The organism is Chloroflexota bacterium (assembly GCA_016219275.1).
Lineage (GTDB): Bacteria > Chloroflexota > Anaerolineae > UBA4142 > UBA4142 > JACRBM01.
On the sequence record JACRBM010000065.1, the window covers coordinates 18,827 to 45,698 of the forward strand.

21 protein-coding genes and 1 pseudogene are annotated in these 26,872 nt (G+C 54.0%); all 22 read right to left on the reverse strand.

What is annotated here, in order from left to right; translation table 11 throughout:
• Positions 1-48: 48 nt before the first annotated feature.
• The 22 genes and pseudogenes from HY868_18265 to HY868_18370 all read right to left on the reverse strand — a co-directional run bounded on the left by HY868_18265 (position 49) and on the right by HY868_18370 (position 26,696).
• The gene (locus HY868_18265) at positions 49-2,223 is read right to left on the reverse strand and encodes a hypothetical protein (protein MBI5304086.1); all 2,175 of its coding nucleotides are present in this window, start codon (positions 2,221-2,223) and stop codon (positions 49-51) included.
• Between the two features lie 34 nt (positions 2,224-2,257).
• A complete protein-coding gene (locus HY868_18270) occupies positions 2,258-3,634 on the reverse strand; it encodes a sugar transferase (protein ID MBI5304087.1) in 1,377 nt (458 codons plus the stop codon).
• 92 nt (positions 3,635-3,726) lie between these two features.
• Complete coding sequence (locus tag HY868_18275; protein ID MBI5304088.1) at positions 3,727-4,623, reverse strand: glycosyltransferase family 2 protein; 897 nt, start codon at positions 4,621-4,623, stop codon at positions 3,727-3,729.
• Between the two features lie 18 nt (positions 4,624-4,641).
• Positions 4,642-5,484: a glycosyltransferase family 2 protein gene (locus HY868_18280; GenBank protein MBI5304089.1), complete on the reverse strand. Its 843-nt coding sequence runs from the start codon at positions 5,482-5,484 to the stop codon at positions 4,642-4,644.
• A gap of 33 nt (positions 5,485-5,517) precedes the next feature.
• Entirely contained in the window at positions 5,518-6,462 is a 945-nt protein-coding gene (locus HY868_18285) for a glycosyltransferase (protein ID MBI5304090.1), read from the reverse strand.
• A 68-nt stretch (positions 6,463-6,530) separates the two neighbouring features.
• Positions 6,531-7,790, reverse strand: coding sequence for a transaldolase (locus HY868_18290; GenBank protein ID MBI5304091.1), 1,260 nt, complete (start codon positions 7,788-7,790; stop codon positions 6,531-6,533).
• Complete coding sequence (locus HY868_18295) at positions 7,787-8,383, reverse strand: SIS domain-containing protein (GenBank protein ID MBI5304092.1); 597 nt, start codon at positions 8,381-8,383, stop codon at positions 7,787-7,789. The genes HY868_18290 and HY868_18295 overlap by 4 nt, the downstream gene beginning before the upstream one ends.
• Positions 8,384-8,419: 36 nt before the next feature.
• Positions 8,420-9,088 (reverse strand): annotated as a pseudogene (locus tag HY868_18300) (nucleotidyltransferase family protein).
• Entirely contained in the window at positions 9,088-10,068 is a 981-nt protein-coding gene (locus HY868_18305; protein ID MBI5304093.1) for a galactokinase, read from the reverse strand. Before HY868_18305 ends, HY868_18300 begins: the two are co-directional and overlap by 1 nt.
• Before the next feature lie 137 nt (positions 10,069-10,205).
• Positions 10,206-11,180, reverse strand: coding sequence for a Gfo/Idh/MocA family oxidoreductase (locus HY868_18310; GenBank protein MBI5304094.1), 975 nt, complete (start codon positions 11,178-11,180; stop codon positions 10,206-10,208).
• A 238-nt stretch (positions 11,181-11,418) separates the two neighbouring features.
• Positions 11,419-12,276: an SDR family oxidoreductase gene (locus HY868_18315; protein MBI5304095.1), complete on the reverse strand. Its 858-nt coding sequence runs from the start codon at positions 12,274-12,276 to the stop codon at positions 11,419-11,421.
• Positions 12,273-13,565, reverse strand: coding sequence for a UDP-glucose/GDP-mannose dehydrogenase family protein (locus tag HY868_18320; GenBank protein MBI5304096.1), 1,293 nt, complete (start codon positions 13,563-13,565; stop codon positions 12,273-12,275). Before HY868_18320 ends, HY868_18315 begins: the two co-directional genes overlap by 4 nt.
• On the reverse strand, positions 13,562-14,515 hold the full coding sequence (locus HY868_18325) for an NAD-dependent epimerase/dehydratase family protein (GenBank protein MBI5304097.1): 954 nt from the start codon (positions 14,513-14,515) through the stop codon (positions 13,562-13,564). Before HY868_18325 ends, HY868_18320 begins: the two co-directional genes overlap by 4 nt.
• Before the next feature lie 3 nt (positions 14,516-14,518).
• Positions 14,519-15,268, reverse strand: a complete 750-nt coding sequence (locus tag HY868_18330) for a glycosyltransferase family 2 protein (protein MBI5304098.1) — start codon at positions 15,266-15,268, stop codon at positions 14,519-14,521.
• Positions 15,269-15,763: 495 nt separating this feature from the next.
• Positions 15,764-16,883 (reverse strand): IS3 family transposase gene (locus HY868_18335; protein MBI5304099.1). Its coding sequence is split into 2 segments (ribosomal slippage): positions 15,764-16,609 and positions 16,611-16,883, totalling 1,119 coding nucleotides; the frame shifts between segments, so codons are not numbered across the junction.
• Positions 16,884-16,892: 9 nt separating this feature from the next.
• A complete protein-coding gene (locus HY868_18340; protein ID MBI5304100.1) occupies positions 16,893-18,455 on the reverse strand; it encodes a hypothetical protein in 1,563 nt (520 codons plus the stop codon).
• 92 nt (positions 18,456-18,547) lie between these two features.
• Positions 18,548-19,444: a class I SAM-dependent methyltransferase gene (locus HY868_18345; protein ID MBI5304101.1), complete on the reverse strand. Its 897-nt coding sequence runs from the start codon at positions 19,442-19,444 to the stop codon at positions 18,548-18,550.
• Entirely contained in the window at positions 19,441-21,651 is a 2,211-nt protein-coding gene (locus HY868_18350; GenBank protein MBI5304102.1) for a hypothetical protein, read from the reverse strand. The genes HY868_18345 and HY868_18350 overlap by 4 nt, the downstream gene beginning before the upstream one ends.
• Positions 21,652-21,734: 83 nt before the next feature.
• Complete coding sequence (locus tag HY868_18355) at positions 21,735-23,405, reverse strand: hypothetical protein (GenBank protein MBI5304103.1); 1,671 nt, start codon at positions 23,403-23,405, stop codon at positions 21,735-21,737.
• A 2-nt stretch (positions 23,406-23,407) separates the two neighbouring features.
• A complete protein-coding gene (locus tag HY868_18360; protein ID MBI5304104.1) occupies positions 23,408-24,664 on the reverse strand; it encodes a glycosyltransferase family 4 protein in 1,257 nt (418 codons plus the stop codon).
• On the reverse strand, positions 24,648-25,763 hold the full coding sequence (locus HY868_18365; protein MBI5304105.1) for a glycosyltransferase: 1,116 nt from the start codon (positions 25,761-25,763) through the stop codon (positions 24,648-24,650). Before HY868_18365 ends, HY868_18360 begins: the two co-directional genes overlap by 17 nt.
• A gap of 15 nt (positions 25,764-25,778) precedes the next feature.
• Positions 25,779-26,696 carry an FkbM family methyltransferase gene (locus HY868_18370; protein MBI5304106.1) on the reverse strand — a complete coding sequence of 306 codons (918 nt, stop codon included), beginning with the start codon at positions 26,694-26,696 and terminating at the stop codon, positions 25,779-25,781.
• Positions 26,697-26,872: the final 176 nt, after the last annotated feature.

Here is a 26,872-nt window from a genome sequence, read left to right on the forward strand (position 1 = left end):
TGCGGGGGATTATAGCACAGTTTGACGCCGCGCCAAGCGGGGAGATATTTACTTGCACGCGGGCGCAGGGTTGGGATTGGCGACGAGGCGTACATCATCCACCCAGACGGTGCCGTAGGTTTGCCACAGTGCAACCTTAACCATCAGACGTTGAGTAGTGGGCAGGGTGGTGATGATGTACTGAAACGGTTGCCAGCCGTGCGTTTCATCGAGCGATGCGATGTCGGTGGTCTTACCGTGTTGCCAGTTGCCGTTATCCTGGTATAGCGCGATCGAGGCATAGTGCGTGCCATACACGTTCAGCATTTTCCACCAACCAGAGAGTTCGTACCGCGTGTTGGGCGTCACTTGGATTGGAGTCGAGACCAGCATAATCGTCGCGTCTCGCTCGCCGGGAATGTTCAATCGGAGTGTACCTTCAGGCGTCAGCGCGGTGACGTAATCTTTCTCCGGGAAAGCGCCGTTCGACATTTCGATCCCACTCATCAAGTCGTCGGTCGTGAGGACAATTCCTTGCCCGCGTACCTGAATTTGCTCATATCGAATAATGGCTTGGCGCTGCAACGTCGTACCGTGATCTAGCGCCAAGCGGTACATTACGCGTGCCTCGCACACACGACCCGCCTCTGCTAATCGTTCCGCCGCGACAAAACGCGTGTTCGCTTTGGCGGCGAGGATGCGCGAATACGGCGCGACCAACCAGATCAGCAGCGCACCCAGTTCGACCGCAAGCACGATGACAATCAGCGCGAGACTGGATAGGCGCGGCGCATCTGCTCGAATGTTGTCGCGCGTCCATTGATAATACAGAATCGCACCCAGCGCGAGCAACCCTAATCCCAGGGCAAGACTAGCTGGATTGATATTAACCGGCGAGCCGGTCGGGAGTAGATAAATAAATAGGGAATCCAACGCGCCATACCGGAGCAGGTCTAGTTGACCGAGCACGGTAATGCCTTCGCCCGTCACGTCAAGAAAATCGCGTTCGTTGCTCACGACGCCAAGCATCTGAATTCCGACGCTCAAGCCAAACAACGCGCGCACGCTCCAGCGCCAAAAGTGTGACGCGGCAACGCGCGGCGACTCGAGCAAGAAACCGAGCGAGAGGATCAGCAGAGGCGTGAGTTGCACGAGATAACGTGGTCCCCACCACGTTCCACCATCCCAATCTGGGCGCGTGATGACTGCGAGAAATTCAATGCTCACCAGAGCAAGGATCAAGAATGCCTGGGGCTTGTGCTGTTGCCACCATAACGGCATACTCAAGAAACACAGCAATGCCAACGGATTGTAGAGAAAGAAACTTTTCTCCGGCGAAAAAAGCAAGCCGAGGGTGGCGATGTGCGGTTGACTTTGCACGATCAGAAACAGAATCCATTCCAGCGGATTGACTTTGGTGCTGTAGCCAACCAGAACCGAACCAAAGCGCGCGAAAGAATAGATCGCCTGAACGACCAGAAACACGAGGATCGGCGACAGGAACACCAAGATGGCAATGCCCATCTTTTGGCGCACCGCCGCGATATTCAGGTGCGCCGCGCGATAGACGCGTTGCGCGGCAAGCGCGGCGTAGATCAATAAAAACGGCAAGACGATGGCGTGAATGAATTTTGAAAAAACCAGGTAACCGGCGGCAAGCCCTGCTATGGACAACCAACTGTACGCGCGCGTCTTTTCAAACTGAAAAAGTGCCCCGACGGCAAGCAACAAGGTCAAGGCGAGCAACGGCTCGCGCGTATAGCTCCGCGCGTAGGGCATAGCCATCGAAGCCAGTCCGTACATGACTGCGAGTGTCAATGCGGTACGCGCGCGGAAACCGATCACGCGGCTTGTTTCAAAAACGATGACACACGCCAACGCCGAGAGTAGTGGATTCAAGAATCCGACGACGAGCATCTCAAGTTGATTGGGGTCTGCCGTTGGAAAATACGTGTTCAGGAACTTGCCCGCCGCATAAAACGGAACTTGCAACAGAGTCTGCCCTAGTTCGTACAGCGAAAACGTCCGACCCTCGACGCCCGCGATGTTGCGAACAGCAGTTGGACGAAAGGAAAATTCCTGCCGTTCGACGATGCTTTGGGCGACGCGATATTTTTCTATCTCGTCACCGTACGCAATCGCGCCGGACATGCTAAACAGGTAGAGTGAAAAGAAAAAAAGAAAGAGCGTCGCTTGAGAAGGTATCTTTTGAGTCAACTTTAACCAAGGTTCTGATAAATTCAACGTATCCTCAATTCACGCATCGAAACTACCTGGTTTAGCGTCCGCGCAACGCGAACATGTGCCCCATCGTCCGCAAGAGAATGAGGACATCGAGCGCAAGCGACTGATGTTTGATGTAATACAAATCGTATTGCAAACGAATGCGCGCATCCTCAATGCTGTCAATGTAATCGTAATTCACGACCGCCCAGCCCGCCATGCCGGGCTTGACCGCGTTGCGTAAGCGATGAAAGGGAATCGCCGCGTCCAACTCGGCGAGATGTTCGGGACGTTCGGGGCGCGGACCCACTGCGCTCATATCGCCCTGGAGCACGTTCAACAACTGCGGCATTTCGTCGAGCCGCATCTTGCGAAGCCAGCGCCCCACGCGCGTGACGCGCGGATCGTTGACTTGCGCGCGGTGCGCGTGTCCATCCGGTTCAGCATTCGCAACCATCGTGCGCAACTTGATGGGATAGAACACCTTGCCGCCCTTGCCGACGCGCACCTGGGTATAAAAAATCGGTCCGGGCGAATCCAGCCAGATGGCGAGCGCGACCAAAGGCAAGAACGGCAATAACACGATCAACCCAATCAACGCGCCAACGATGTCAAACGCGCGTTTGGCGAACGGGTAGAAACCGCTCGCCTCTTTCGACTCGAGCGGCAACGCAACATTCCAATTGTCGCCAATGTGCTCGATCGGAATCTGTCCGGTGAGTTGCTCATACAATACCGGCATCAATGTGATCTGTGCGCCTTGCTCTTTACAATCCATCAGCGCCTGAAACAGCGTCGTCGTCAGGTTGTGCGAAATTGCGAGAATCACTTCAGGCGCTTGGTGTTCCTTGACGAGCCGCGCCAAATCGCGCGACGCGCCGAGCGTGTCTTTGGTCGGGTCGTCGTCCACGAATCCGACGATACGATAATGCGCCGGCGCGTACTGCTGAATCGCCTGGGCGATGGTCTGCCCCGCCCACCCCGCGCCGATAATGATGACCTTGCGTCCAAAAGTTGGACGTTGAATGTAATAACCGTACAACGCGCGCCACGCCGTAATCAACACGAAACTCGCCGCGCCTTGGTATCCGACCACCCCGCGCGGCAAGTACTCCGGCGTTGCCGAAAAAAAGTAGATGAAGAGATAAACGATTATGATGAGCGCGACGGTACGAAACAATGCCGTCGCCGCCGCCGTCAGATTGGTGACGCGTTGCGGATCATAGAATCCATTGAGAAACGCGGACGACACCCACAACGCCGAAAGAAACACAAACCAGCCAACCTGACGCGATACATACGCCGAATCGAAGAGCCACCCCGCGCGCACCGCCATGATCCAAAACGCGAACAGTGTCGTCAGGTTGACCAAGATCAGGTCAACGACGACGAGCAATGTTCGGTGTTCGTTCAAACGAAGCGAGATAGGCATGGTTGGAGTTTAGAATTTGGAAATTGGATTTTGGATTTGCGATTCGCCATTCGCGATTTGCGATTCGCCATTCGCGATTTGCCATCCGCCGCTTACGGCTTTTTGCTGCCGGCAAATTTTTCGGCGCGCACGAAATTCACGGCGAGCGCGGTTGCGAGTTTCAAAAGCATGACCAGATAGTAAAACCAGTTAAACAGAAAAAAATATCGCCGCGCGAGATTCTTGCGATAGTAACGAAAGTACGACTTGTGCCATTCGATAATCGAGCGATACGGCTCGACGCGCGAACCGCCTTGTCCGCCAAAATGAATGATCTCCGCTTGATGAAAATAGTACACGTGCCAGCCGGCTTGCCGCGCGCGAAAACAAAAATCCGTGTCCTCTTGGTACGCAAAAAATCGTTCGTCGAGCAAACCGATTTGGTCGAGCACTGCGCGGCGGATGAGCATACACGATCCCGACACCGCGTCCGCCGCGTGTGTCACATTCTCGTCCATGTACGTCATCAAGTATCGTCCGAACAAGCGGCTTTGTGGATAACGCGTCGCCAAACCGGAAAAATAACAGAACAAATCCCAGGGTGTCGCATAGCTACGCCGGCATTGTTTCTGCAGCGTGCCGTCGCGGTTTAGCACCTTGGGACTGACGATTCCAATCGCGGGATGCGCGTCGGCAAAGGCGATCAGACGCTCAAACGCGTCGGGTAGGATGAGCGTATCGTTGTTCAGCAATAACACGTAGCGCCCCACGCTCGCCCGGATCGCCTGATTGCTCGCCCGCGTAAAGCCGGCGTTGTGGTCGTTCGCGATGACGCGCACACGTGGAAATTCGTCGCGCAACATTTCGCGCGTGCCATCGCTCGACGCATTATCCACGACGATGATCTCGTACGTGACGCGGTGCGTGTTGGCTGGAATCGAGCGCAAACAATCGCGCAGAATCTCGCGCGCCTGGCGCGTGAGGATGCAAATCGAGAGATCGAGTGTCATGTCGCGCGGTGAATCGCTCTAGTCCTCTTCCGGCAACGGTTGCGTGTACAATCGCCGCTTGATCGCCGCGTGCGTGCTGGGAAACGTCAACAACAGCAAGAATTTCAATAACGAAAAGGGAATCAAGAAAATCATCCGGAACAAACCGATTTGATGGGCGCGCCAGAGTTGCCAATAGTTCTGAACATCGCCCACGCGCATCCGGAAATAATTCCGGCTCAACTTGGATTGCCCGGCTCCGCGCGACACAATGACGAGCGGCAAGTCTAAAAGCACGACGATATGCTGCGCCAAGCAAATCTGCATCCAGAGCAAGTAATCTTCGGTGTACCGCCGCTGCGGATTGAAACGTTCGGTCAAGCTGCGCTTGAGCATCACCGAAGGTGTGACGAACGGATTTGAAATCAGAATCTCGTCGCGCGCGATGGTGTAGGCGCGCGGCGCGCTCAACATCGGCAACGCGGTGCGGTCGCTCTGCTCCGCGACGAGATGCGTGTGACCGCTCAACGCCACTGGCGGATGCGTGCGCATCCACTCGTACTGCACCGCGATTTTTTGCGGATGCCACGCGTCGTCTGCGTCGAGGAACGCGATATACTCGCCGACCGCCGCGTCCCATCCCAGGTTGCGCGCCGCGCTCGGTCCACTGTTGCGCGGCATTTGCAAAACCCGCACCGGCGTTGCGGCATTGCGCGCCTGCCAATCTGCAATCACACGGCGCGTATGATCCGTACTCGCATCGTCTACGCAAATCACTTCGCAAACCGGACGCGTCTGCGCCGCCACCGAATCCAGCGCAAGCCCGATGGTGTGTTCGACGTTGAAACAGGGAATTACCACTGAAACCGATACGGGTGTCATTTCACGATCCGAGAGACCAAGCCAATCCAAAAACTAATTTCGCGCGCGGACGGACGCACTCAATTTGCGATAGATGCCCGGCGGCAACGCGCGGCGCGTCAACCAACCGATGCCTTCGTCTTGCGCGATGCTCCACGTTGCACGCGGGTTTCGTCGCGCCGCGAGGATGATCAAGCGCAACGACGCGCTAAACCGATTGCCCATATAAAGATGCTTGCTGGCGCGACGGTAGAAAATGCTTTGCAGTTCACGCGCGTCGCGCGTTTGCCACTTGGGATATGCCGCGCGCTGCGCGAGCACTGCATCGAGAATCGCCAGCAACTCGGCGGCGAATTTCGCTTCGGCGGTGCTCGTCTTGCTCGCGGCTTGGACGCGGAATGAAGCAAGCGCGTCCGGCACACCGATGCAATCGGCATTCGCCATCACACGCACGAGCAAGTCCGCATCGAGCGCGTACGCGAGCGCCTCGTTCAACGCGCCCACGCGTTGCAAAACCGCTCGCGCAAAAAAACAAGCCGGCTGGTACGGCAACACGAGTTCGTCGAGCATTCGTTCCGCGCGCGTCGGATAACCGATCACCTGTGCGCGGTCGTCGAGCAGCAATTCGATTTTACCGAACACGAGACCTGCCGCCGGATTCTGCCGGAATGTTTCCGCGACCCGCGCGAACGCGTTCGGCAAATAACGATCATCGCTATTGATCCACGCAACCAGGTCGCCGGTCGCGCGCGCGAATCCTTTGTTGAGCGCGTGCGCCTGCCCGCGATCCGGCTCACTGACCCACCAGGTCAACCAACGTTCGTATCGGCGAATGATCTCGACCGAGCCATCGGTACTGCCGCCGTCAACGACAATATACTCCAAGTTGGGATAACTCTGCAACAGCACCGAACGCAGCGTTTCCTCGATGAACGCGGCTTGATTGAACGACGGGGTGACGATGCTGATGCGTGGTAGATTCGCGTCGCCGTGTCCCAGAACGCTTCCAGTCGTCCAGGGAAAACCGGTTTTGCCGGCAGGCGCGGACGGTAGATCAGCCAACGCGATCACAACGAATAGCCAACCTTGGCGGCGTCGTCGTAAAACATTTTCACGGTATCGAGCGAATACTCGTCCAGGTCTTTGCCGACGAGATTCAGTTTCTTGAGAATATCATTTGTCACGGTGATGATGTGACACCCGATCGCATCCGCATGAAACACGTTGAGCAATTCGCGCGGGCTTGCCCAGATCAATTCGACGTTTGGGTACGGACGGATGAGTTCGACCGCCGCCGCCATCATCGGCACCGGGTCGCGTCCCGTATCGGCGATGCGCCCGGCGAACACGGATACGCACGACGGCGCGCCGCCCGCGAGCGCCGCGCTCACGTCGCGCACTTGCGCGAGCGTCATCATCGCGGTGACGTTCAACTGGATGCCCGCGTCCGCCAAGCGACGAATGAGTGGAATCGCGGATTCGCGGCGCGTGTTCGTCACCGGAATTTTGACGTAGACATTCGCGCCCCACTGCGCGATCAAGCGCGCTTGGCGTTCCATCTCCGCAAACTCGTCCGAGAACACTTCGAATGAAATCGGACGATCTGGAATCGCCTGCAACATATCGCGCGCGAACGCGGTGTAATCCGCGATGCCGGCTTTACGCATCAGCGTCGGATTCGTCGTAAACCCCTTGATGAACGGCTGGCGATACATTTCGAGCATCCCCGCCTTGTCCGCGCCATCCGCAAATATTTTGACGCGCAAATCACTGATCGCTTTCATCCCGATGTTGCCTCCACTTGTCATGATGATCCACTCCGCCGCGTCGCGGAGTGACTGCACGCGCACGTCCGCAGACGCGCCGCGCCACGTCTCCGCATATCTGCCGTCGAGATGAATCGTGCGACAACCGGCGCGGCGTCCGGCTTGTACATCTTTCCAGCGGTCGCCGATCATAAAACTCGCGGCGAGATCAATGTTGTATTCACGCGCGGCTTGGACGAGCAAACCCGGCGCGGGCTTGCGACATTCGCACGCGTCCGCATCATCGTGATAGCACACGCGAATTTCGTCGAGCGGCAAACGCGCGCGCAACGCGGCGTTGATCGCTTCGACCATCGCGCGCGTTTGCGTTCCGCGCGCCACGTCCGGCTGATTCGTCACGCCGATCAGCAAAAATCCCGCCGCGCGCAACGCGCGCAACGCGTCCCGCGCATCGCCAGGAATTTCCAATTGATCGAGATTCGCCGGCGGATGCGGCTTGCCCTCGCGCACGATCGCGCGATTGAGCACGCCATCGCGATCAAAAAATACCGCGCGCGTCATCGCACCGATTCCCACTTGGTCGGCGCGGCTTTGAGCGCGGGATGCGTGACGAGCAAATGCCACACGACGGCTTGAAACGCTTCGGCGTGCGGGGTCACGTGCGCCGCATTCACCGTTGGAATGATCACGCACGCGTCCGCAACCTGCGCGGTGTAACCGCCATCGCGCCCGACAATTCCCAGGACGCGCGCGCCGATCTCTTTGGCGTACTTTAACGCGCTAACCAAATTCGGGCTGACATTTTTTTTGAGATCGCCGCCGCCAACCGAAAAGACTAGGAGTGCGTCGTCGGGGCGCAGGCGGCTGACCTTGAGCCACTCGGCGAACACGCTTGCCCAGCCCTCGTCGTTCGTGCGCGCAGTGAGTTCGGACACGTTGTCGGTCGGCGCGTACGTTTCGAGCGCGGCAAGTTTGCGGAAATCGTTGACCGCGTGCGACGCGTTCGCCGCGCTCCCACCCACACCCAGGATGAACAAGCGACCGCCGCGCGCGCGCGTATCGGCGAGCATCGCGGCGACGCGCTCGATCGCGTTCGTATCTAATTGCTGAATAATTTCAATTGCTTCATCCAAAAATTGTTTCGTGAAACTCATTGCGATTGTTCCTTGTTCCACCAGATAGTGTCGCGTTTCTTCCAAACCCTCGAACGAGCCGATTTCGTAGAAACGCTCCGCCACCGCGTACCCGGCAAGTTCGCCGCGCGCGAGCAAGTTCTGATACAGCGTCGCGAGATCGTACGGTTCGTTCGTCGGCACATCGGCGAACGCCGACGCGCGCAACACACCTAAACCGTAATCAATGTGGCGCATTTGTGGCGTTGCATGGCGCTTATCGTACACCAAAATGCGTCCATCGGCAAACTCGACGTTGCTCTTGTCCCAACGTCCGGCATTCAGGTAGACCGTCATCAACGCGAGTTTGCCGCTCGCTTCGAACGCGGTTTGCGCGGCGCGATAATCGCACGGCAAATACGAATCGCCGTACAAAACGAAAAACGCGTTGCCGAGCAAGGGCAGCGCGCGTTTCAACGCGCCGGCAGTGCCGCGCAGTTGATCGCCGTCAAACGAAAAATCGGCGCGCACTCCCCAGTGCGCGCCATCGCCGACGACTTGCTGAATCCTCTCGCCGAGATACCCGGCGCAGATGACCACGCGTGTGACGCCGCGCGAACGCAACAGTCGCAACTGATGCGCGATGAATGGTTCGCCGTTCACATCGAGCAACGACTTGGGAATCGTTTCGGTCAGCGGTCGCAATCGTGTCGCGAGACCGCCGGCAAGGATCGCGACCGGCAACATCACGATAACATCACCTTGGTTCCTTCAAAGTCAAAACGAAATCGCACTTCTTCCAAGCCCGCGTGCGCCATCGCTTGGCGCAGACGTTTGCGGTCTTCGGCGTAGAACATCAAAAAGCCGCCGCCGCCTGCGCCGACGAGTTTGCCGCCAATCGCGCCGTTCTTGCGACCCAGGTCGTACCACTCGTCAATTTGCGGATTGCTCATCCCAGCGGAACGTTTGCGTTTGTGTTCCCAATGCGTGTGCATAATCTCACCCAGTTCTGCCGGATGATTCGCTTCGAGCACGCGTTGCGTTTGCAACCCTAGTTCTTTGACGTAATGCAAATTTTGCAACATGCTAGAATCGGCTTGTTGCGTGCGTTTTTGTTGATCTTGCAGAATGCTCCCCGCGCTGCGCGAAAAGCCGGTAAAGAACAAGAGCAGGTTGTCTTCCAAATCGAACAGCGTGTCCATGCTGATTTTGAGCGGCGCGGCGTTCACCGAATCGTCCGGGTTGAAATGAAAACAGGTGATGCCGCCGTATGCCGCGATGTACTGATCTTGCTTGCCGACCGGCTCGCCCAAGCGTTCGATTTCGATTTCACACGCGAGCCGCGCCAACTCGCTCATCAGGACGAGACGACGACGATGCGCGAACAAGGCGCGAAGCAACGCGACGGTGAAACTGCCTGACGATCCCAGCCCGGTGCCGGCGGGAATATCGGCGAGCGTCGTGATTTCAATTTGGGGCGTTTTGAAATCGAGCAAACGCAACGATTCGCGGATGATGCGATGTTGCACCTGATCAATCTGTTCGACTTTTTCGAGTTGGGAGTACTTGAGAAAGATGCCCGGCGCGAACGGACGAATGACCGAGACATAGACGTACTTGTCAATCGCGGCGGCGATCAAAAAGCCGCCATGCTCGCGATAGTACGACGGCAGATCGGTGCCGCCGCCGCCGAGCGAAATACGCAGAGGACTACGCGTGATGATCATTTTGGATTTTCGATTTGTGATTTTGGATTAGTAGATTCGCCTCACCCCGCTCCCCCAACCCCCTCTCCCCTCTCCTGAAACGAAGTTCAGTTTCAGGAGAGGGGAGAGGGGGCAAAGGGAGTGAGGGGTGAGGATGGCTATTTGGATTTTCGATAAATTTCTTCGACGATTTCCAGCGCCGCGCGCGCGTCACGTAAATTCGCGGCGGGTTCGCGCCCGAAACGAATGTCGTCGAGGAATTCCACGAATTCGTTTTCCCAGGACGCGTCGCCCATCGGATATTCCCAGATCGTCGTTTCAGGTGGACCCATCTGCGGCAACATTTTGTAGAACGCCAACCGCTCGACACCGTAACTGCCGCCGAGACCGCTGATGTCGAGTTTCGCATCGTGACCGTAAATCTCAAACGAAAAGAGATTTTTCCATTCGGTGCAACTAACGTGCAGGAACGCGGTCTGTTGTTGCGCGGTTTTCAAAAGCATGAACGCGTTATCGTCCACTGGCATTTGCCAAAAGTACGTGTGCGCGAAACCTTGCGTCTCGACGAAATCGCCGAGAAACCAGCGCGCGAGATCAATCAGATGCACGCCCTGGTCAATCAACTCCCCGCCGCCGGAAATGTCCGGATTCGCGCGCCACTCTTTGTCGTAGCCGATGCGTCCGCCGTGTCCGTAGCGCGCGCGCACGAACATCATTTCGCCGAGCGCACCCGATTCAAAAATCTCGCGCGCCTTGCGAAACGCCGGATGATAGCGATGGTTGAACCCGACGCGCACGCAAACGTGTTTCTGTTTCGCCGCGTCTATAACGGGCGCGAGTTCCGCCGCGCGGCGCGCCGCCGGTTTTTCGACGAGCACGTGCTTGCCCGCGTTCACCGCGCCGAGTGTGATCTCGGCGAGCAAGTTGTTCGTCGTCGCGACGATCACGATGTCCACATCCGCGCGTTCAACTACCGCGCGCCAATCGGAGTACGCACGCGCGCCCGGCGCGGTTCGCGCGAGCGACTCGGCGCGTTCCAGCGCAATGTCCGCGCACGCGACGAGTTTTGCGCCCGCCAACGCGCGCGCGCGTTTCTGTCCGATCAAGCCACAACCGATAATTGCGACGTTCATTGCTGTTCTCAAGTTATCCCCGAATTACGCGAATCTCCGCTAATTTTCCGAGAGCGTAGCACCGTTGCCGAATCATTGCAGAAATTTTTACCGCAGAGGCGCGGAGCACACAGAGAACGCAGAATTTTTTTTGTTTTTTCTCTGCGCCCTCGGCGTCTCGGCGGTGAATTCCAAATTTATAGTTGCGATGCTCCAGTGTCATTTTTTCGCGTAAATTCGCGTAATTCGCGGATAGAAATTATCCCCAATCCTTGCCGCGTTCTTTCGGCACGATGCGCCGCAGCGTGTAAATATCCGTGCGCGCCAAATCATCGCGATACTGTGGCAGTTGTTCCCAGGGATCCCAGACCGCGCTAATCAACTTGCCGGTGATGCCGTCGCTCGCGCGCGTTGCGAGAAACACACACAACGCTGCGCCGCGTTCGAGCGGCGTGCCGCCCTGCTCTTTTTGTTTACGCGATTGTTCGTAAAATGCCTGCCCAACTTGTTCGGGTCCGGCTTGCAAGATTTCGTCGAGCAACCGCGTGTTGAGCGCGCCGGGTGCGATCGAGTTCACGTCAATGTTCCAGTCGCGCACTTCTTCCGCGAGTGTTTCACCAAACCGTACGACGCCGGCTTTCGATGCGGCGTACGCGCTGAGATTCGGCATCGGCTTGGTCGCGCCGCCGCCGGAAAGAATGATGATCTTGCCATGCTTTTGCTGCTTCAGGTGCGGCACGACTGCGCGACAAAGCAAAACTGTGCCGAGCAAATTAATTGCAATCGCTTGCGCCCACTCGTCCCAATCCACGTTTTCAATCGCGCCCTTGGGACCGTACACGCCCGCGTTCGACACGACGATGTCGAGTCCGCCCAGTTGTGCGAGTGTCGCTTCAACGAGTCGTTCGACATCCTCCCGCCGCGACACATCGGCGTGCATTGCGGCGACGCGCGCCATGCCAAGCGCCGCGACCTCGCGTTGAGCGCGTGCCAATGCCAATTCGTTCCGCGCGCACAACATCACGTCCGCGCCTTCGGCGACGAACGCACGCGCGACCGCGAGACCAAAGCCCTGGCTTGCGCCGGTGATGAGTGTGCGTTGCCCTTGAAGTTTCATTGCGATTTTCCTACTGCGATGTAACGAATGCGCGTATCGCGTCCCAGGTTCTTTTCGAGAAAGCGGCTCGCGTCGAGCACAATCGGTTGGCGCATCGCGCGTACAAGATCGTCCGCCATGAGCGTCGCAAATTCGGGGCACTCGGTCGCGATGACCGCGGCGTCGGCGTCGCGCAACGCCAACGCAATCGAATCGCGCAACTCGATCACGCGCGATAATTCATCGGGCAACGATTTCACCGCGGGGTCGAACACAACGACGGGCGCGCCTTGTTCGCGCAACCAGTGACACAACTCGACCGCGCTCGAACGACGCAGCGTGTCCGTCCCAGGTTTGTACGTCAAGCCAAGCACAGCAATCGTCTTGCCGCGCAGATCGCCGAGCGCGTGCGTGAGCGCGCGACGCGCCCAGTGTTTGTGCTCGTCGTTGCTCGTGCGTACCGCCGCGAGCAAATTCGTTGGTGTGTTGTGTGCGTGCCCGACCTCGACCAGGAACGCGATATCGCGCGCGAGCGTACCGCCAGCAAACGCGCCACCCGGACGCAAGTACGCTTTCGGTCCGATGCGCGCTTCACTCTTGAGTCCCCGCTCGACCTCGCGCGCATCCGCGCCGACACGTTCGCACAGCGACGCGATTTCGTTGATGAACGTGACCGAGGTCGCGAGAAACGCGTTGAGCGCGTGCTTGGTCATCTCCGCCGACTCGACCGACATCCATTCGAGCTTGTCCGTGATCGGCTTGAACAACTCGGCGATGCGCGCGCGATCCGCTTCGGTGCGCGCGCCGACCACCACACGGTCGGGATACAGAAACACGTCGAGCGCCTTGCCCAGCCGCAAATTTTCCGGCGAGTACGCGAACGACGCGCGACCGTTCGGCAAAGCGCGCGCGTACATTTCCGCGAGCCGGCGCGTCGAACCGACCGGCATTTGCGACGAGATCAGCACGAGCGCGTCATCGCGTAAATGCGGAAAAATCGCGTTGACGCGTTGGACGACGTACTCCACATCCGCGACGTCGTTCTCGTCCACCGGCGTATCGTACGTCACCCACACAACCTCCGCGTCCGCGAGATCGCGCGGGTCGGCTGAGAATCGCAATGTGCCCGCGTCCAAATTTTTGCGCGTCAGTTCGTCCAGACCAGGTTCGGCGACCGGCAAGCGACCAACGCTCAACGCGCGAATCAATTCCGCGTCGTGATCGAACGCGACGACGCGATGCCCGACCGAGGCGAGGCACGCGGACGTGACTGTGCCGAGATGCCACAAACCAATTGTTGCGACGTTCATCGCCTCTCCAACACCCAGGGATTTTGTTCGAGGTATTGCACCGTGCGAACGATCCCCTCGCGAATCGTCAACTTGGGTTGCCAACCGAGTGCGCGAATTTTCGCGGCGTCGAGAAAGATGAACGGACTATCGCCGATCCAACCGCGCTCGCCGCCGGCGTACACGCGCTGCGGCGATAATTTAAGGTAATCACAAATCCAGCCAATCGAGTCGTCCACCTGGCAATATTCATCCGTGCCAAGGTTGAAAACGTTCACCTTGTCGTGCGCGCGATCGAGCGCGACAAAAATCGCGTCGAGACAATCCTGCACGTAGAGGTACGACTTGCGTTGCTTGCCGTTGCCGAGAATATCGAGCCGGTCAGGATGCTCGCGCAGTTGTTTGTAGAAATCGAACACGTGCCCGTGCGTGTACCGTTCGCCAAGAATCGAGACGAACCGGAAAATATACCCGCGCATTCCGAATCCTTCGGCATACGCTTGAATCAATCCCTCCGCCGCGAGTTTCGACGCGCCGTACAACGACGTTTGAATCGGAAACGGCGCGTTTTCCGGCGTTGGGAAAATCTGCGGCTCGCCGTAGATCGAACCGGTGGACGCGAACACGATGCGCCGAACGTCGTTGCGGCGCATCGCTTCGAGCACATTGTACGTCGCAATCGTGTTTTGCTCCAAGTCTTTGCGCGGATGTTGTGTGCCGAAACGGACATCGGCATTTGCCGCCAGATGGAACACGATCTCCGCACCGCGCGTTGCGTCGGTCAGCGCGTCGAGATCGAGCGTGTCGCCACGCGTGAATTGAAATCGCGATGATTGTCGCGCGTGGCTCAAAAATTCCGTTTGCCCGGTCGCCAGGTTGTCGTACCCGACGACCGCGTGCCCATCGCGCAACAAACGATCTGTGAGATTGCTTCCAATAAACCCGGCGCAGCCGGTCACAACGCAATGCACGATTTACTCCTGCTCCAAATTCAATGCCGCGATACGGCGCGCGCCGCGCAGGCGAACCCGAAACACGTCGAGCGCGTTGCGAACGTTGCCGCCGAATAACACCAAGCGGCTATCGCCATCATCGCGCCAGCGCACCGGCACTTGGACGATGCGATACCCGGCTTGTTCGGCGAGATACAAAATTTCCACGTCGAACATATAGCCGTCAATCACTTGACGCGCGAACAAATCGCGTGCGACGTCGCGTTGAAAGAATTTGAACCCGCACTGCGTATCTATGATGTCGTTCAAGCCAACGACCGCGTGCATAAAAATCGCGAAACCCTTGGAACCGATGCGGCGATGAAATGGTTGGGCGTGTTCGATATACGAATCACGCAAGCCGCGCGAGCCGATGACCACCTCGACGCCGGCGCGCAGGTGCGGCTCGAACTTGGCGAATTCGTCAATCGGCGTTTTGTTGTCCGCGTCGGTAAACCCAATGAGCGCGCCGCGCGCGCGCGCGACCGCCTGGCGAATACCGCGCCCTTTGCCGCGGCGTTCGGGGCTGCCGATAACCGTGAGCAGTGAATCCGTACGCGCTAATTCGGCGACGCGCTCGCGCGTGCCGTCGTCGCCATCCGCCGCGACGATAATCTCGCACGCGAGGTTTCGGCGCGCAAAATAATCGCGCGCTTCGCCGATCGTTTGCGCGATGCGCGCGACTTCGTTGTATGCGGGAATGATGAGACTGATATGTGGCTGATCAATCACGATTCCGTCTCCCACCAATCAAATGTCAAATACCGAAGCAGATGCTTTTGCACCAGTACACATGGGTCAAACTGTGCGACCCCGAGAACTCCACCAACGTCCTTCTGCTATAACAAGAACCGCAAAGACAACTGTAGCGCCTGCTCATAAAGAAAAGCAACTAAAACTCGTATTTCGTAACAACACAAAGATGGCATTGGGCAAAAAATGTGCTTCAACGACGTGTGCTCCAGGTTTTATTAGTACCATTAGCTGGGATTGGTTGACGCGGATTTCATCCTCAGGCAAAGGAACATCATCTACAACCACAGATAAGGTGGACCCCTCTGTCAAGACACAAAATGGTCAAAATTAAGGTGGAACTTTCTCCTCTCTGATTAGGATCGGCGACGGACGCAGCCGCCGTCGTAGCAGTCGAGTTTGTGGATAGTGTGGGCAACTTGGTTTTCAGTTGTCCACACTATCCACAAACCCAGGTCGTGGACTGGGTGAGATTCAAGGTCTGCCGAAGTACACGTCGGCTGGCGTACGATAATCCAAGGGCTGATGCGGACGCTCGTGATCGTAGAACTCAAAGTAGCGCGTGAGTCCTTGGCGTGCTTCGCGCGGGGTCGTGTAATCATGCAGATACACTTCTTCATACTTGACCGAGCGCCACAAGCGTTCAACAAAAATGTTGTCCAAGGCGCGTCCGCGACCATCCATGCTGATTTGCACATGCGCGGCTAACAGCAAGTCGGTGTATTGCGGACTCGTGAAATGACTGCTTTGATCGCTGTTCCAGATTTCAGGCGTCGCTTGCGCGAGCGCCCGTTGCACGGCACTCACCACAAACGGCAGTTCCAAGGTTTGATCGAGTTCCCAACTAATCACATAGCGTGAGAACCAATCCAGCACGGCGACCAGATACAGCCATGCGGCGTGCAGACGAATGTAGGTAATGTCAATCCCCCACACTTGATTTGGGCGGGTGACCTTCAGATTCCGCAGTAAATACGGGTAAATTTTGTGCTCCGCATTCCGCTTACTCAAGTTCGGACCAGGCACAATGCCGGCGATACCCATCTCGCGCATGTGGTGTTGCACGGCTTTGCGATTGACGATGAAGTCGGGGCGCAACACCGCCGCGATGCGCCGTGAGCCGCAGAACGGATGTTCAGTATAGATCTCGTCAATGCGATGTTTGATCGCGACTTCTTCTGCCGAAGGCGGAGTCGGTTGGTAATACAGTCCGCTGCGATTCAAACTGAGCAACTCGGCTTGGGTCTTGAGTGGGAACGTGCGGTCAGGTCCGCGTTCAACGAGTGCCACGCGTTCCGTCCGAGTCAGTTGGGATGCCAGATTTTTTTTTGAGCCACTTGACCTGGGTCGTCAAGCGCCCGATCTCGGCATACAACTCTTCGAGACGTTGCTCGTATTCGGCTTTCAGTACGGTTTCGCCTTTATGCGTTTGGCTGAAGAGCGTCACCAGGTCGCGCAGGACAATCGCTTTCCATTCATAGATCTGGTTCGGGTGCACATGCCGTGCGGACGCAATTTGCGCAACGGTCTTCTCTTCTTTTAGGAGTTCAAGCACGACTTCGGCTTTGAACGTGTCTGAATAATGTTTTCGCATGGTGGCATTTTACCACCTTATTTTCCCAACTTTTGTGTCCGAATTCTTGGGTCCATTATAAGAATTCCAGGGAGAGGCGGCAATGTTCGTTTGCATCCACGTTGATTCTGAAAGATAAATGGTGATGGGGAGCGGCCTACCAAAATCTTTGCCTTGCCCCAATGGTAATCCCAAAGGCAGAAAATCATCCGGCAACTGTGAAGCAGATTGGAAGGTATAGTCATCGCGCCCATAAAAAGTAGGTGGAAGAGATAAATAGGAAGCCTCGTCACTCCAGTTTCGGTTGTAAGACTGCCAAGGGAAAGCAGATTGGACAATCGCGAAACCGTGGGAAAGTTTCACACAGACACCCACTGCGCCAAGCGTGATGCAGATTGTGACGACGACCAACCGGATACTTTTTGTCCGAAAACGATGCTGTGAAATCAGAAGCAAGGATAGCGCGGCAACGAATAACATGAGATTTTGACAGGTAACCAGGCGGTAGGGGAACTGGATCAACCGAACGAAAGCAGGCAAATAGCGATAAGGCAAATCAGAGAGCGAAAGGAACGTGGCAAAACAAAACATTATCAGCGACACTCCCAATAAGGCTCGGCCAAAAGCGCGGCGTAGCATACCTTCTTGATTGGTGTTTTCCTTTCCCAATACAAACAGAATCAACGTTACACAAAAGATTAGCAGCGGCATGTCCACTTGCGCATCTAAAAATGGCGTCGAAACTTCACTTATTCCCCTCAACTGGCTCCGCCGATCATAAGGGAAAAATGCGAAGCGCGTAAAAACATGGTCTATATCATCGGGGAAAATCGCCATCCCCGAATCTATTGGTGAGATTTGCCAAGCACTGGATGAAATACGCATAGATTTGGAGAAGATGATTGTTGCATAAAGCCATGGCAACATCACAAGAACAACGAAGATACACAAGAGCGTGCCAGAAATCACCGAACGCGCGAGTTCTTTGTATCGGTAATAGAACGCAACTAGAATCGTAGCCAGGAGCAATGCCCCGAAGAAAGGGATGGCATAAAGCGCCGTGATTGGATGCGATGCCAAAGCCAGAGAAAGTTCCACGCCGGTGATAAGCAGATAGAATATTTCCTTGGCAATAGATTTCTCCATCAACATCAACATGAATGAACAAAGGGAACATGTTACCAAGCCGGTGGCAAACAACTCAGTCAACGCAGAACGATTGTATAGATTCGTCAAAGGGTAAATTTCCCAACTAGTCAAACAAGCCAAAACCATACCGATGCCGCTGTCTTTGGAAATTTGGAATGTCAGCTTGTAAACAAGCCAGAACTTTACAACCCATAGCAACAAGACAGCCAAGCGAATTGCCAGATTTGGTCCTGTAAGGCTACTGATTATTCCAAGGACCGGATAGAACAAGTATCCATAGAACGTCGGAAACGCGACGAGTAACCGGTCATCCGTATTCAGTGTTACTGGAAAGGTACCATGAACAGCCCAGTACTTGCCGTAATAACCAACTTGCCATAGATGGTTGTACCAGTCCACGTAGAAAATTGTATTTGTAGACAGCAGAAGCAACAGCGGAAACAAAATAGCGATCGCTCAAGAAGAAGAGTCCGGTGTAACACAAACTGTTGTTGAATCGCTGACCATGCGAGGATCGTTTTTTTCAACATCTAATTTTACCCTGTTGCTTTGATGCACGTTACTAGACAACGAATCCCGAATGGATAGGCGACGCGGTTTCCGAGTGTCAGTTCCAAGCGCATCAGCGCATCGAACAGGCGGCTGTTCCCGGTACTGCGAATGTTCTGTGACACAATTTGTTTGTATACAACCCGCTCCGCAGACAGAAAACGTTTGTTGCGCATTTTGATGAGCCAGAATCCCGGATACAAAAAGAATCCGAGATGGGATTGCTTAATGATTTGGAATCCCGATCCCATAACAATCTGACGCGAATCTTGGGGTGCGTAACGGCGATGGTGCATCAGCAATTTGTCGTACACATCGTACAAGCGTTGGTTGGCTGGCACTTCGATCACCGCGATTCCACCCGGCTTGAGAATTCGATAAACCTGGCGCATCGCCGCGGAATCGTCTCCAATGTGTTCCAGAACGTTCAGCAGAATCACAGCGTCAATACTTTCGTCCGGGAGTGGACATGTGACCAGGTCGAATTGCAACAGCGGCACATCCGGCAAATTCTCCGCGAGACGCTCAAGCGGACCGCACACATAATCCGAACCGATCACAAACGCACGTGACAGATGTTCACGAATGAGGCGGAGCATAAACCCAGACGAACAACCAATCTCCAGAATCACTGGCGACTCGGTCTTGACGTGGCGGAGTTGATCCAATGCATGGCAACGCGAGGCGCGGTCAATAAAATGATTCGCTCCAGCGGTGTCTTCGTGAAACTCGGTCAACGCATCGGTCCAGCCAGACTCAGCCACCTGATAAGAAAGAATTGGCGTTAAGACATTTCCGATTTGAAAACCGTGTCCGGTCCAGACCGGCTTGCTAGAAAAACCAGGCGGAGTAGGCCACGGGAAATCCACATTAGTTTTGATCACTGGTTGGAATCCGAAAGATTGATATGTAAACCACGCACACCTAGAAGCAAAGGACGCGCGTCTCCATTGGACAGTTCGGGCAACGTAGGTCTGTCGAGTGGTCGCAAAATCAGGCGATTCGGACCGGCGATCACAGGCACAGAGAAAGACTGCGCTCCATCACGTGCAATTGTCACTCCTGCAGAATAGCCGCTATCAGCAAGAACTAAGAGCTGCCGTTCTAGCGTATTGGGTAGACTAGGTCCACGCGTAAACTCTGCCGTAATAGTGGCGCGACCTTCTTTACTTGAAACAAAGTTTATTTCGGTATCCCCATCGCCCAACCACAAACCGCGGTCGCCGTTCCATTCTTCAATGCCATTCGCATTCTTGATCGCTGTTATAACGATCCAATCTTTATTTGAAATCTTTCCAAGCTGATATGGCTCAGCTGACCAAATAGGTTGGATAGCGGAATCTGTGTTTGCACCCACATCTGCCGATGTCGTCAACACCCAAATGTCATCCGGTAAATCTTGGAAGGTCTGTATCTTTGCCACACTGGTATCACTCATCTTGGGATTGGCAATCCAAACCCGATTGTGCCGCGCAAAGTAACCAAGCCATGCGTTCATAAAGCTTTCGTTGTCAACGATCAATATGTTCTGCCCGCGGATTTCCGATAAGCGATCTTGGGCTTGGCGTGCGCCGGGCGCTAGTAGACGCGATGCACCAATGCTACGTCCAACCACTGGAAAAATTCCGGCTATGGCGGTTGTGCCAAACGTACCCGCGCAAAAGAGGAGAACCAACCCAAGCATACTAAGGTTTATCCCATTTCGCAAGATAGCGTTCTTTGTGTGCGTGATCTCAAGCTCGCTAAAAAGTACCGCGATCCCCAGCAATAGTAAAGGACTAATCGAAAGCAAGAGTTTGTAAAATTGGTACGGAAATTGGTTGCTCGCACGAATGCCGAGCGGCAAAACTGCGAGAACAAACATAGATAACGCAATTGTATTTTGCCGTTTCCTGAGCATCAACCCCAAGCCCAAATAACCCATGACAATCAAGATGATCGAAAGCGCATCATAAATTACACCCAACCACGGAGTAACTCGTGCAAGAAAAACAGCATCACCTAACCAAAGTCGCCCTAATCCTTCCAGCGTGTATGCCCATGGGTAAATGTTTGCCAATATGTTAGACCAAGCCACGCGTTGAAGAATCGCGTAAAGGGTATAGAGATACCCAGGATTGAGCGTCAAAGCAATGCCATTCAATAGAAAGAAGGCGCGCACATAGTAGGTGAACTTGAGATGTTCACGCCATATCTGGAATCCTAACATCAAAGCGAGCGTTCCAACAAAAATCAAATGGAATTCTGTATAAGCAGAAACACCGGTTGCAAGGATGACAGACACTATAACCAAGCGTTTCCAAGTCGGTTGGTTAATCCAATCGAACATCAACGTCGGCAGAATAAACAAATAAGGTATTCCCAGTGCTTGCGAAAAAAAGGTCTCCACGTGCACTGATGTGATTGCCGGTAATACTCCAGCCCCTACCGCCACAAATGCGGTGAACCGTGGCGGCAACGCTAAACGACGTGCGACTTGATACAACGCGAGTGCAGTCATGACAGGGGAAACAAGAATCGCAGACTCGAAAACAGTTTTTGCATCAGTAAAAGTGCTGACCCCAAGAAAACCTTGGAAAATGGATACACCGATTCGATCAAGTTTGAGAGCGATCGCGGTCGCCAAGTACGGCTGATTATGAATGTCCACATACGTTGTGCTAAATACATAGTCGGTCAAAAATTGAGCAATCGCGGTGTAATTGAATTGGTCAATCCATGCACGCGCGACATAGTATCTGGCACCAATTAGAAATAAACCGACACCCTGAAGCAGATAAACTGACAACGCGGCGAACAGTACCGGGTGTGGCACATTACTCCAAACCCTCGTCAAACGTCCAGTAATGAACAAAGAGAACCACAGCAACACTCCGAGTATCCAAATTCCCAAGGTCGAAGTACTTATCGGGATATTCAAGTAAACCAAAGTGTGCAGTGGAAGAATAATAATGCCCAAACCAACAAAGGGCGCCACAATCCACAAACTCGCGTCACCGCTATCAGGATCAGAGAGCCATTCCGTTACAGGCAATCCAAAGAAGAAGAGACTGCCAAGCGTTACAAAAACGCACCACAAGGTTAACAACATTCTGGATTTCCTAAAAATGTTCCATTGAGTCTCAGCATCAACCCATCCATCAACTGGCTGGCTTGAGTCAAAGACATACTCGGTCAGTTGCCCGACCGAATAAAAATGCCAACGATTCCCTCCCCATCCATCATCGTATAGCTTTGACGCAAAACAAACTCATCTTCCAGCTGTTCGCGCCAAGTAGATTCGAATGTCATTAAGGATCGAATAGAGGGGTACTCGTAGCCAGTTCTATTTGGCATTTGGACATAAGTCACGACAATATCAGAGCTAGCAAGTGTTTTCCCAAGTACATCTTGCGTCGTAGCAAAAATGGTTGGATAGACATGCCGTAGATTGGGAACCAAGGTTTCAGCGCCATGTTCGTACAGATAGATTTCAAAAGCATACGGATGCAATCCCGGATGGGGAAACATCCAGTAGATAACCGGCTTGTCCAAACGCGCGGCAACCATTCTATCGAGATCATCTAGAAATTGATTGATCGTTTCCCCTTCACGGCGCGCAGAAATGTTGATGTATTGGGGTGTAATCATCGGATTGATATAACTTGCCAGTCCAAATGCCGCGATAAATCCGGTTGTCAACCGCATACCAACGACTGATCCCAATCTATGAAATCCTTCAACAAGCCAATTCGCAAGGGTTGCCGCAAGCGGAATCGTCAGAACACCAATAACAATCGGTGACGGGGAATACAGAGTCAATGCAGTATAAATTGTCAGAACGGCTGTTCCGAGCGTAACGGCAAATAGAGCTAGTCTTGAATGATCCAACCCTAACTGGGTTGCTTTACCTCGAAGACGTTGCAAAATCCAGATTAGAAAGAAAACAGGAACTGAGAGTGCGGCAATGTTCAAATAACCCCTGAAATGCGTTCGCGCCGAACGCGGATAATAGAACAACCAATCCTTCAATGAATTGATCCCGAATTCGGCTTGGCGAATTGAGTCTTCAGGAGTGACTTTGAGTTTGCCGTAGTAATCAGCTAACTGGCTTCCGTTTGCGAGAAGAAAAAATCCTGTTCCCAATAAAGATAGAGCGACCAACGAAGCGACACCACGCACCCGGTTTGTCCAAAACAAATCGTCTTTTTTTCTAAACCATTGGAAAGCCAAAAGAACGAAAAGGAACATTTCCATCCCTACCAAATAAACGACAATAATCGAACGTGTGGCTAAACCAAGCCCCACCCACACAGCACACCGCAACAAATGACGCCGCGTTGGTTTTTCCAAAAGCGTCACCAGGGAAAGAAACGCAAGACCAAATATAACCATCCCGGCATAATCAAAGCGCAAATCATCTATGCCACCGGCGAAAAAATTGTGAATCGTGCCTGACAGGAACAATCCCCAAGCTAATACACCGGCTAACCAACCGTAACGCCGTTCAAAAAAATGAACGAGCCCAATTTGTCCAAGTATGAAAAAAAACAAATTGACCAGCCCGATAGATAGCCGTTGTGGGCCCAAAAGAAAAGTGCCAACTAGTCCTAAGAATGGAACGACCCACCCTTTGAACGCGCCCTGCATAATTGCATTATCCTTTAAGAAAAACTGGGAAACACCGCCATCTCGTACCGCAAAATAAGTTTGGTAGACCGCCCGATAGGTTGCTAACTGATCCCAATTTCTAGGATAGTACGGAACGATATTGCTCTGAAAATAAACGCAAAACAGTAAAAACTCAACAACGAGCACACTAGCAATTCCGAACGTTTTAATATTCTGTCTCCAAGCAAATTGCATTATCACGAATTCTCCAGTAAATGCCGTTCTTCGTCCGACAAACTCATTCCAATCACTTTACGATATAACGCGCGATACATCTTCGCCGTGCGCTCCCACGTAAATGATTGCACGCGCACTCTGCCGCGCGTCCGCAACGATGCTCGCAACTTCTCATCTGTGATCATACGCTTTGCGGCTTCGGCGATGCTCTCGACCGACGCGGGATCAAAGTACGAAGCGGCGTCATCCGCGTACTCGGGCAAAGAAGTTGTATTGGAGCACGCGACCGGCGCGCCTTCGCGGAACGCTTCGAGAATCGGCAATCCGCCGCCCTCGAACAAACTGGGGTGAATCACAAACTGCGCCAGGTGATACAGCGCGCGCAAATCTGTCGGCTCGATGAAACCCAGGAAGCGCACTTGCGTTTCGAGCCGTAACTCGCGCACGCGTTGATCTACCACGCGGTAAAACTCGTTCTGCTTGCCGGTGCAAACAAGGTTCAGTACGAGGTGATCGCGATCACGCAACAGCGCGATGGCTTCAATGAGACGCAAATGATTTTTGTGTTGCCAGGTTTGCGCGGGATAAAAGGCAAAGGTCTCCGGTAATTGAAAACAGGCGCGCGTGTTTGCCAGATCCACATCCGTCAACGCGCCGTACAATTCTGTTGGCGGACCCATAGGGATTGAAAAAATTTTTTCGGGCGCAATACTGTACTGTTGGGCAACATCTTCCTTCACCCAACGTGAATCGGTCACGACCGCTTGCGCGAGCCGGCACGCGAGGGGCCACGACGATTCGCGCGCGGCAATGTCCTCGCGAGGAAAAAATTGCGGATAGTGTAGATGTTGTAAATCGTGAGGGTTGTAAATGAATGGCGTACGCGTGTATGAAAAAATCTGGAATGGGAAATGAACTATAGCAACCCCAAGCGATTCGTAGAACCGGTTAGGTTCAAGCATCACCGGCACCGGTAGACCTACGGCGCGTCGAGCAAGATAACGAACGCGCCGCATCAATCTTCCAGCCGGCGCCCGCAGGGGACCAAGCCATTCTTTCGTCGACGCGAGAGGACTAGGACGCGGCGCTTGGATGAGTTGTTGATTGGGTCCAATGTGCAGCTTGAGCCAATCCACATTTTCCCAATGTCCGACAATGACATATTTTTCCGCGCCGTCATCCAACTTGCCCAAGGCATGCACCAGCCCTAAAACGAATTGTTCGACGCCTCCCCACTGTCCGGTTGGTTGCAGTTGCGCGTCAATGGCGATTCGCACGTTCGATCCTCGTGTTGTTTTCGTGGCGATGATGCCATTCACTCCAATGGATCCCGGTGTAACCAAAGCCCCAGGGTGTCTTTGCGACATTTTTCTGTTTGCCGTATTTCAACCAATAATATGCCAACAAGACCCGCGCGCGGTGACCGAACAAACGAATCAATTGTGGCGTGCGGGCAGGTGATTGGGCGACTGCGCGTATCGTGTTGGCAATAATCCGCGCGATATTCTGAAATGGATTGTCCAAAAAAATGGACACAGCCAAAAAATTCAAGCCGGCTTGAATCGCGCGCTGTTCCTCTGCCAGAATGGTTTGTCCCGCCGGACTCGCCAATACTTTGTCAACTGTGCGCCTCAATTCTGTCAACACGCGCGGACGCTGCGCAAAAGTTTTTGCGGAAGAATGCCAGCGGGTTGTGGCGAGCGTTGTCGTGATGCAATGGAACCCGCCATACCGCACTAATCGCGTCCATAACTCATAATCGAACGCAACTTGAAAATTCAGATCCAATCCACCGGCTTGCTCAAACGCGGTTCGCCGGAGGAAGATAGACGGCTGAGGAACAAAGTTGAAATGCAAGAGACTATTGAGCGTGACCGATTCAATAAATCGCTCGGTGATAACTATTCCACTTGTATCTATCACCAACTCACTGCCGCAGACTGCTGCTGCGCCGGGATTCTCCGCAAACGCAAGCATAACATTCGCGAGGGCATTAGGCAGATAGGTGTCGTCCGAATTAATATATGCGAGAATCGTGCCAGAGCTTTTTGCCCAACCCTTGTCTACCGCGTCCACCTGCCCGCAATCCGGTTCGCTCACCCAATATGCCAGCCATCGTTCGTACTTGCGAATGATGGCGATAGTGTCGTCAGTGCTGCCACCATCAATGATGATGTATTCTAGATTCGGATAACCTTGCAAAAGCACCGAGCGAATCGTCTCTTCAATGAATGCGCCTTGATTGAACGAAGGCGTAACGATGCTCACGCGCGGCAAGGTATCGTCATTCAAGTGTTCACATTCTTCCGTCCAGGGCCAGCCGGTTTTACCGGGTGGAGGTGGGGGAAGTTCGGTAAGGCGGGGCACATTCTGCATTATTGATGTCTCAAACTAATTGCCGCATGCCTCAAAATAATTCTTCAAGAATGATATTTGAGCGCCGCGCTCTGGTCGAACACAGATCAGGTTAGCGTAATCGGAATCAGAGAAACGATATGGCAAGGCAGCTAGGTCAGCCGGCTTAACCGTCCGGTTTTCTTCGAGAATTTCAAATAGATGCAGTCCCAACCCCGATAGGGTTTCCAGAAACTGGATGGGGTCTGTGCCGGCTTGGCGCAAGGCATAGGGCCAGAATTCACACAATAAGATGACATTGGGATTTTCCAGTGTGTGACGCAAACCGGACAGAGCCAGCATTTCGGCGCCCTGGATATCCATCTTGACGATATCCGGGGACTTGGACTCTTTCTTGAGGTATTCATCCACGATAATCGTCCGTACCTCGATAGCAGTCCTAACCATACCTTGATTGAAACAGTCGTCATCCTTCGCATTATATACGCGATGATCACCATTGTTGATGTTGGAAAGATACAACGTAGTTGTTCCTTCATACCCCATAGCCGCCGCCTGTTCACAGGTTACGTTATCTAGATGATTCCATCGGAGGTTGCGCTGTAACAGTTGCATGTTTGTCGGATCAGGTTCAATCGCGATTACTGTCCCAGTATCACCGATGCGTGATGCGAACAGGACCGTATAGTATCCCATATTCGCGCCGACATCAACGACGGTCATTCCAGTCTGGACCATTTTTTCCACCAATTCGGTTTCGAAAGATTCGTATTTTTGGTGAATGAAAAAATATTGTCCCAAGCCGTCACGTAAATCCACCCACATTCGGATTGTTCCGACACGTGTTGGCGCGAAACGGACTCCTATTTTCCGCAATAGGATGCATCGGGACTGGCGAGTCGGTAAGAAAGAAAGCGCGCGGTATTTGATAGATTTTGAAATACGATTCAACATTGCAGTTTCCCTCTTATTCGAGTTTAGACTAAAAATAGGCAGTACCGCAAAACTCACTTTTTGACTAAACAGGGTTCTCATGCACACTGTCTCTATCCTACCAAAGAAAGAGCAGCGCATGAGAACCCCAAAGACATTATACCATACGACGCCGACGATATATCCCTGTGAATTGA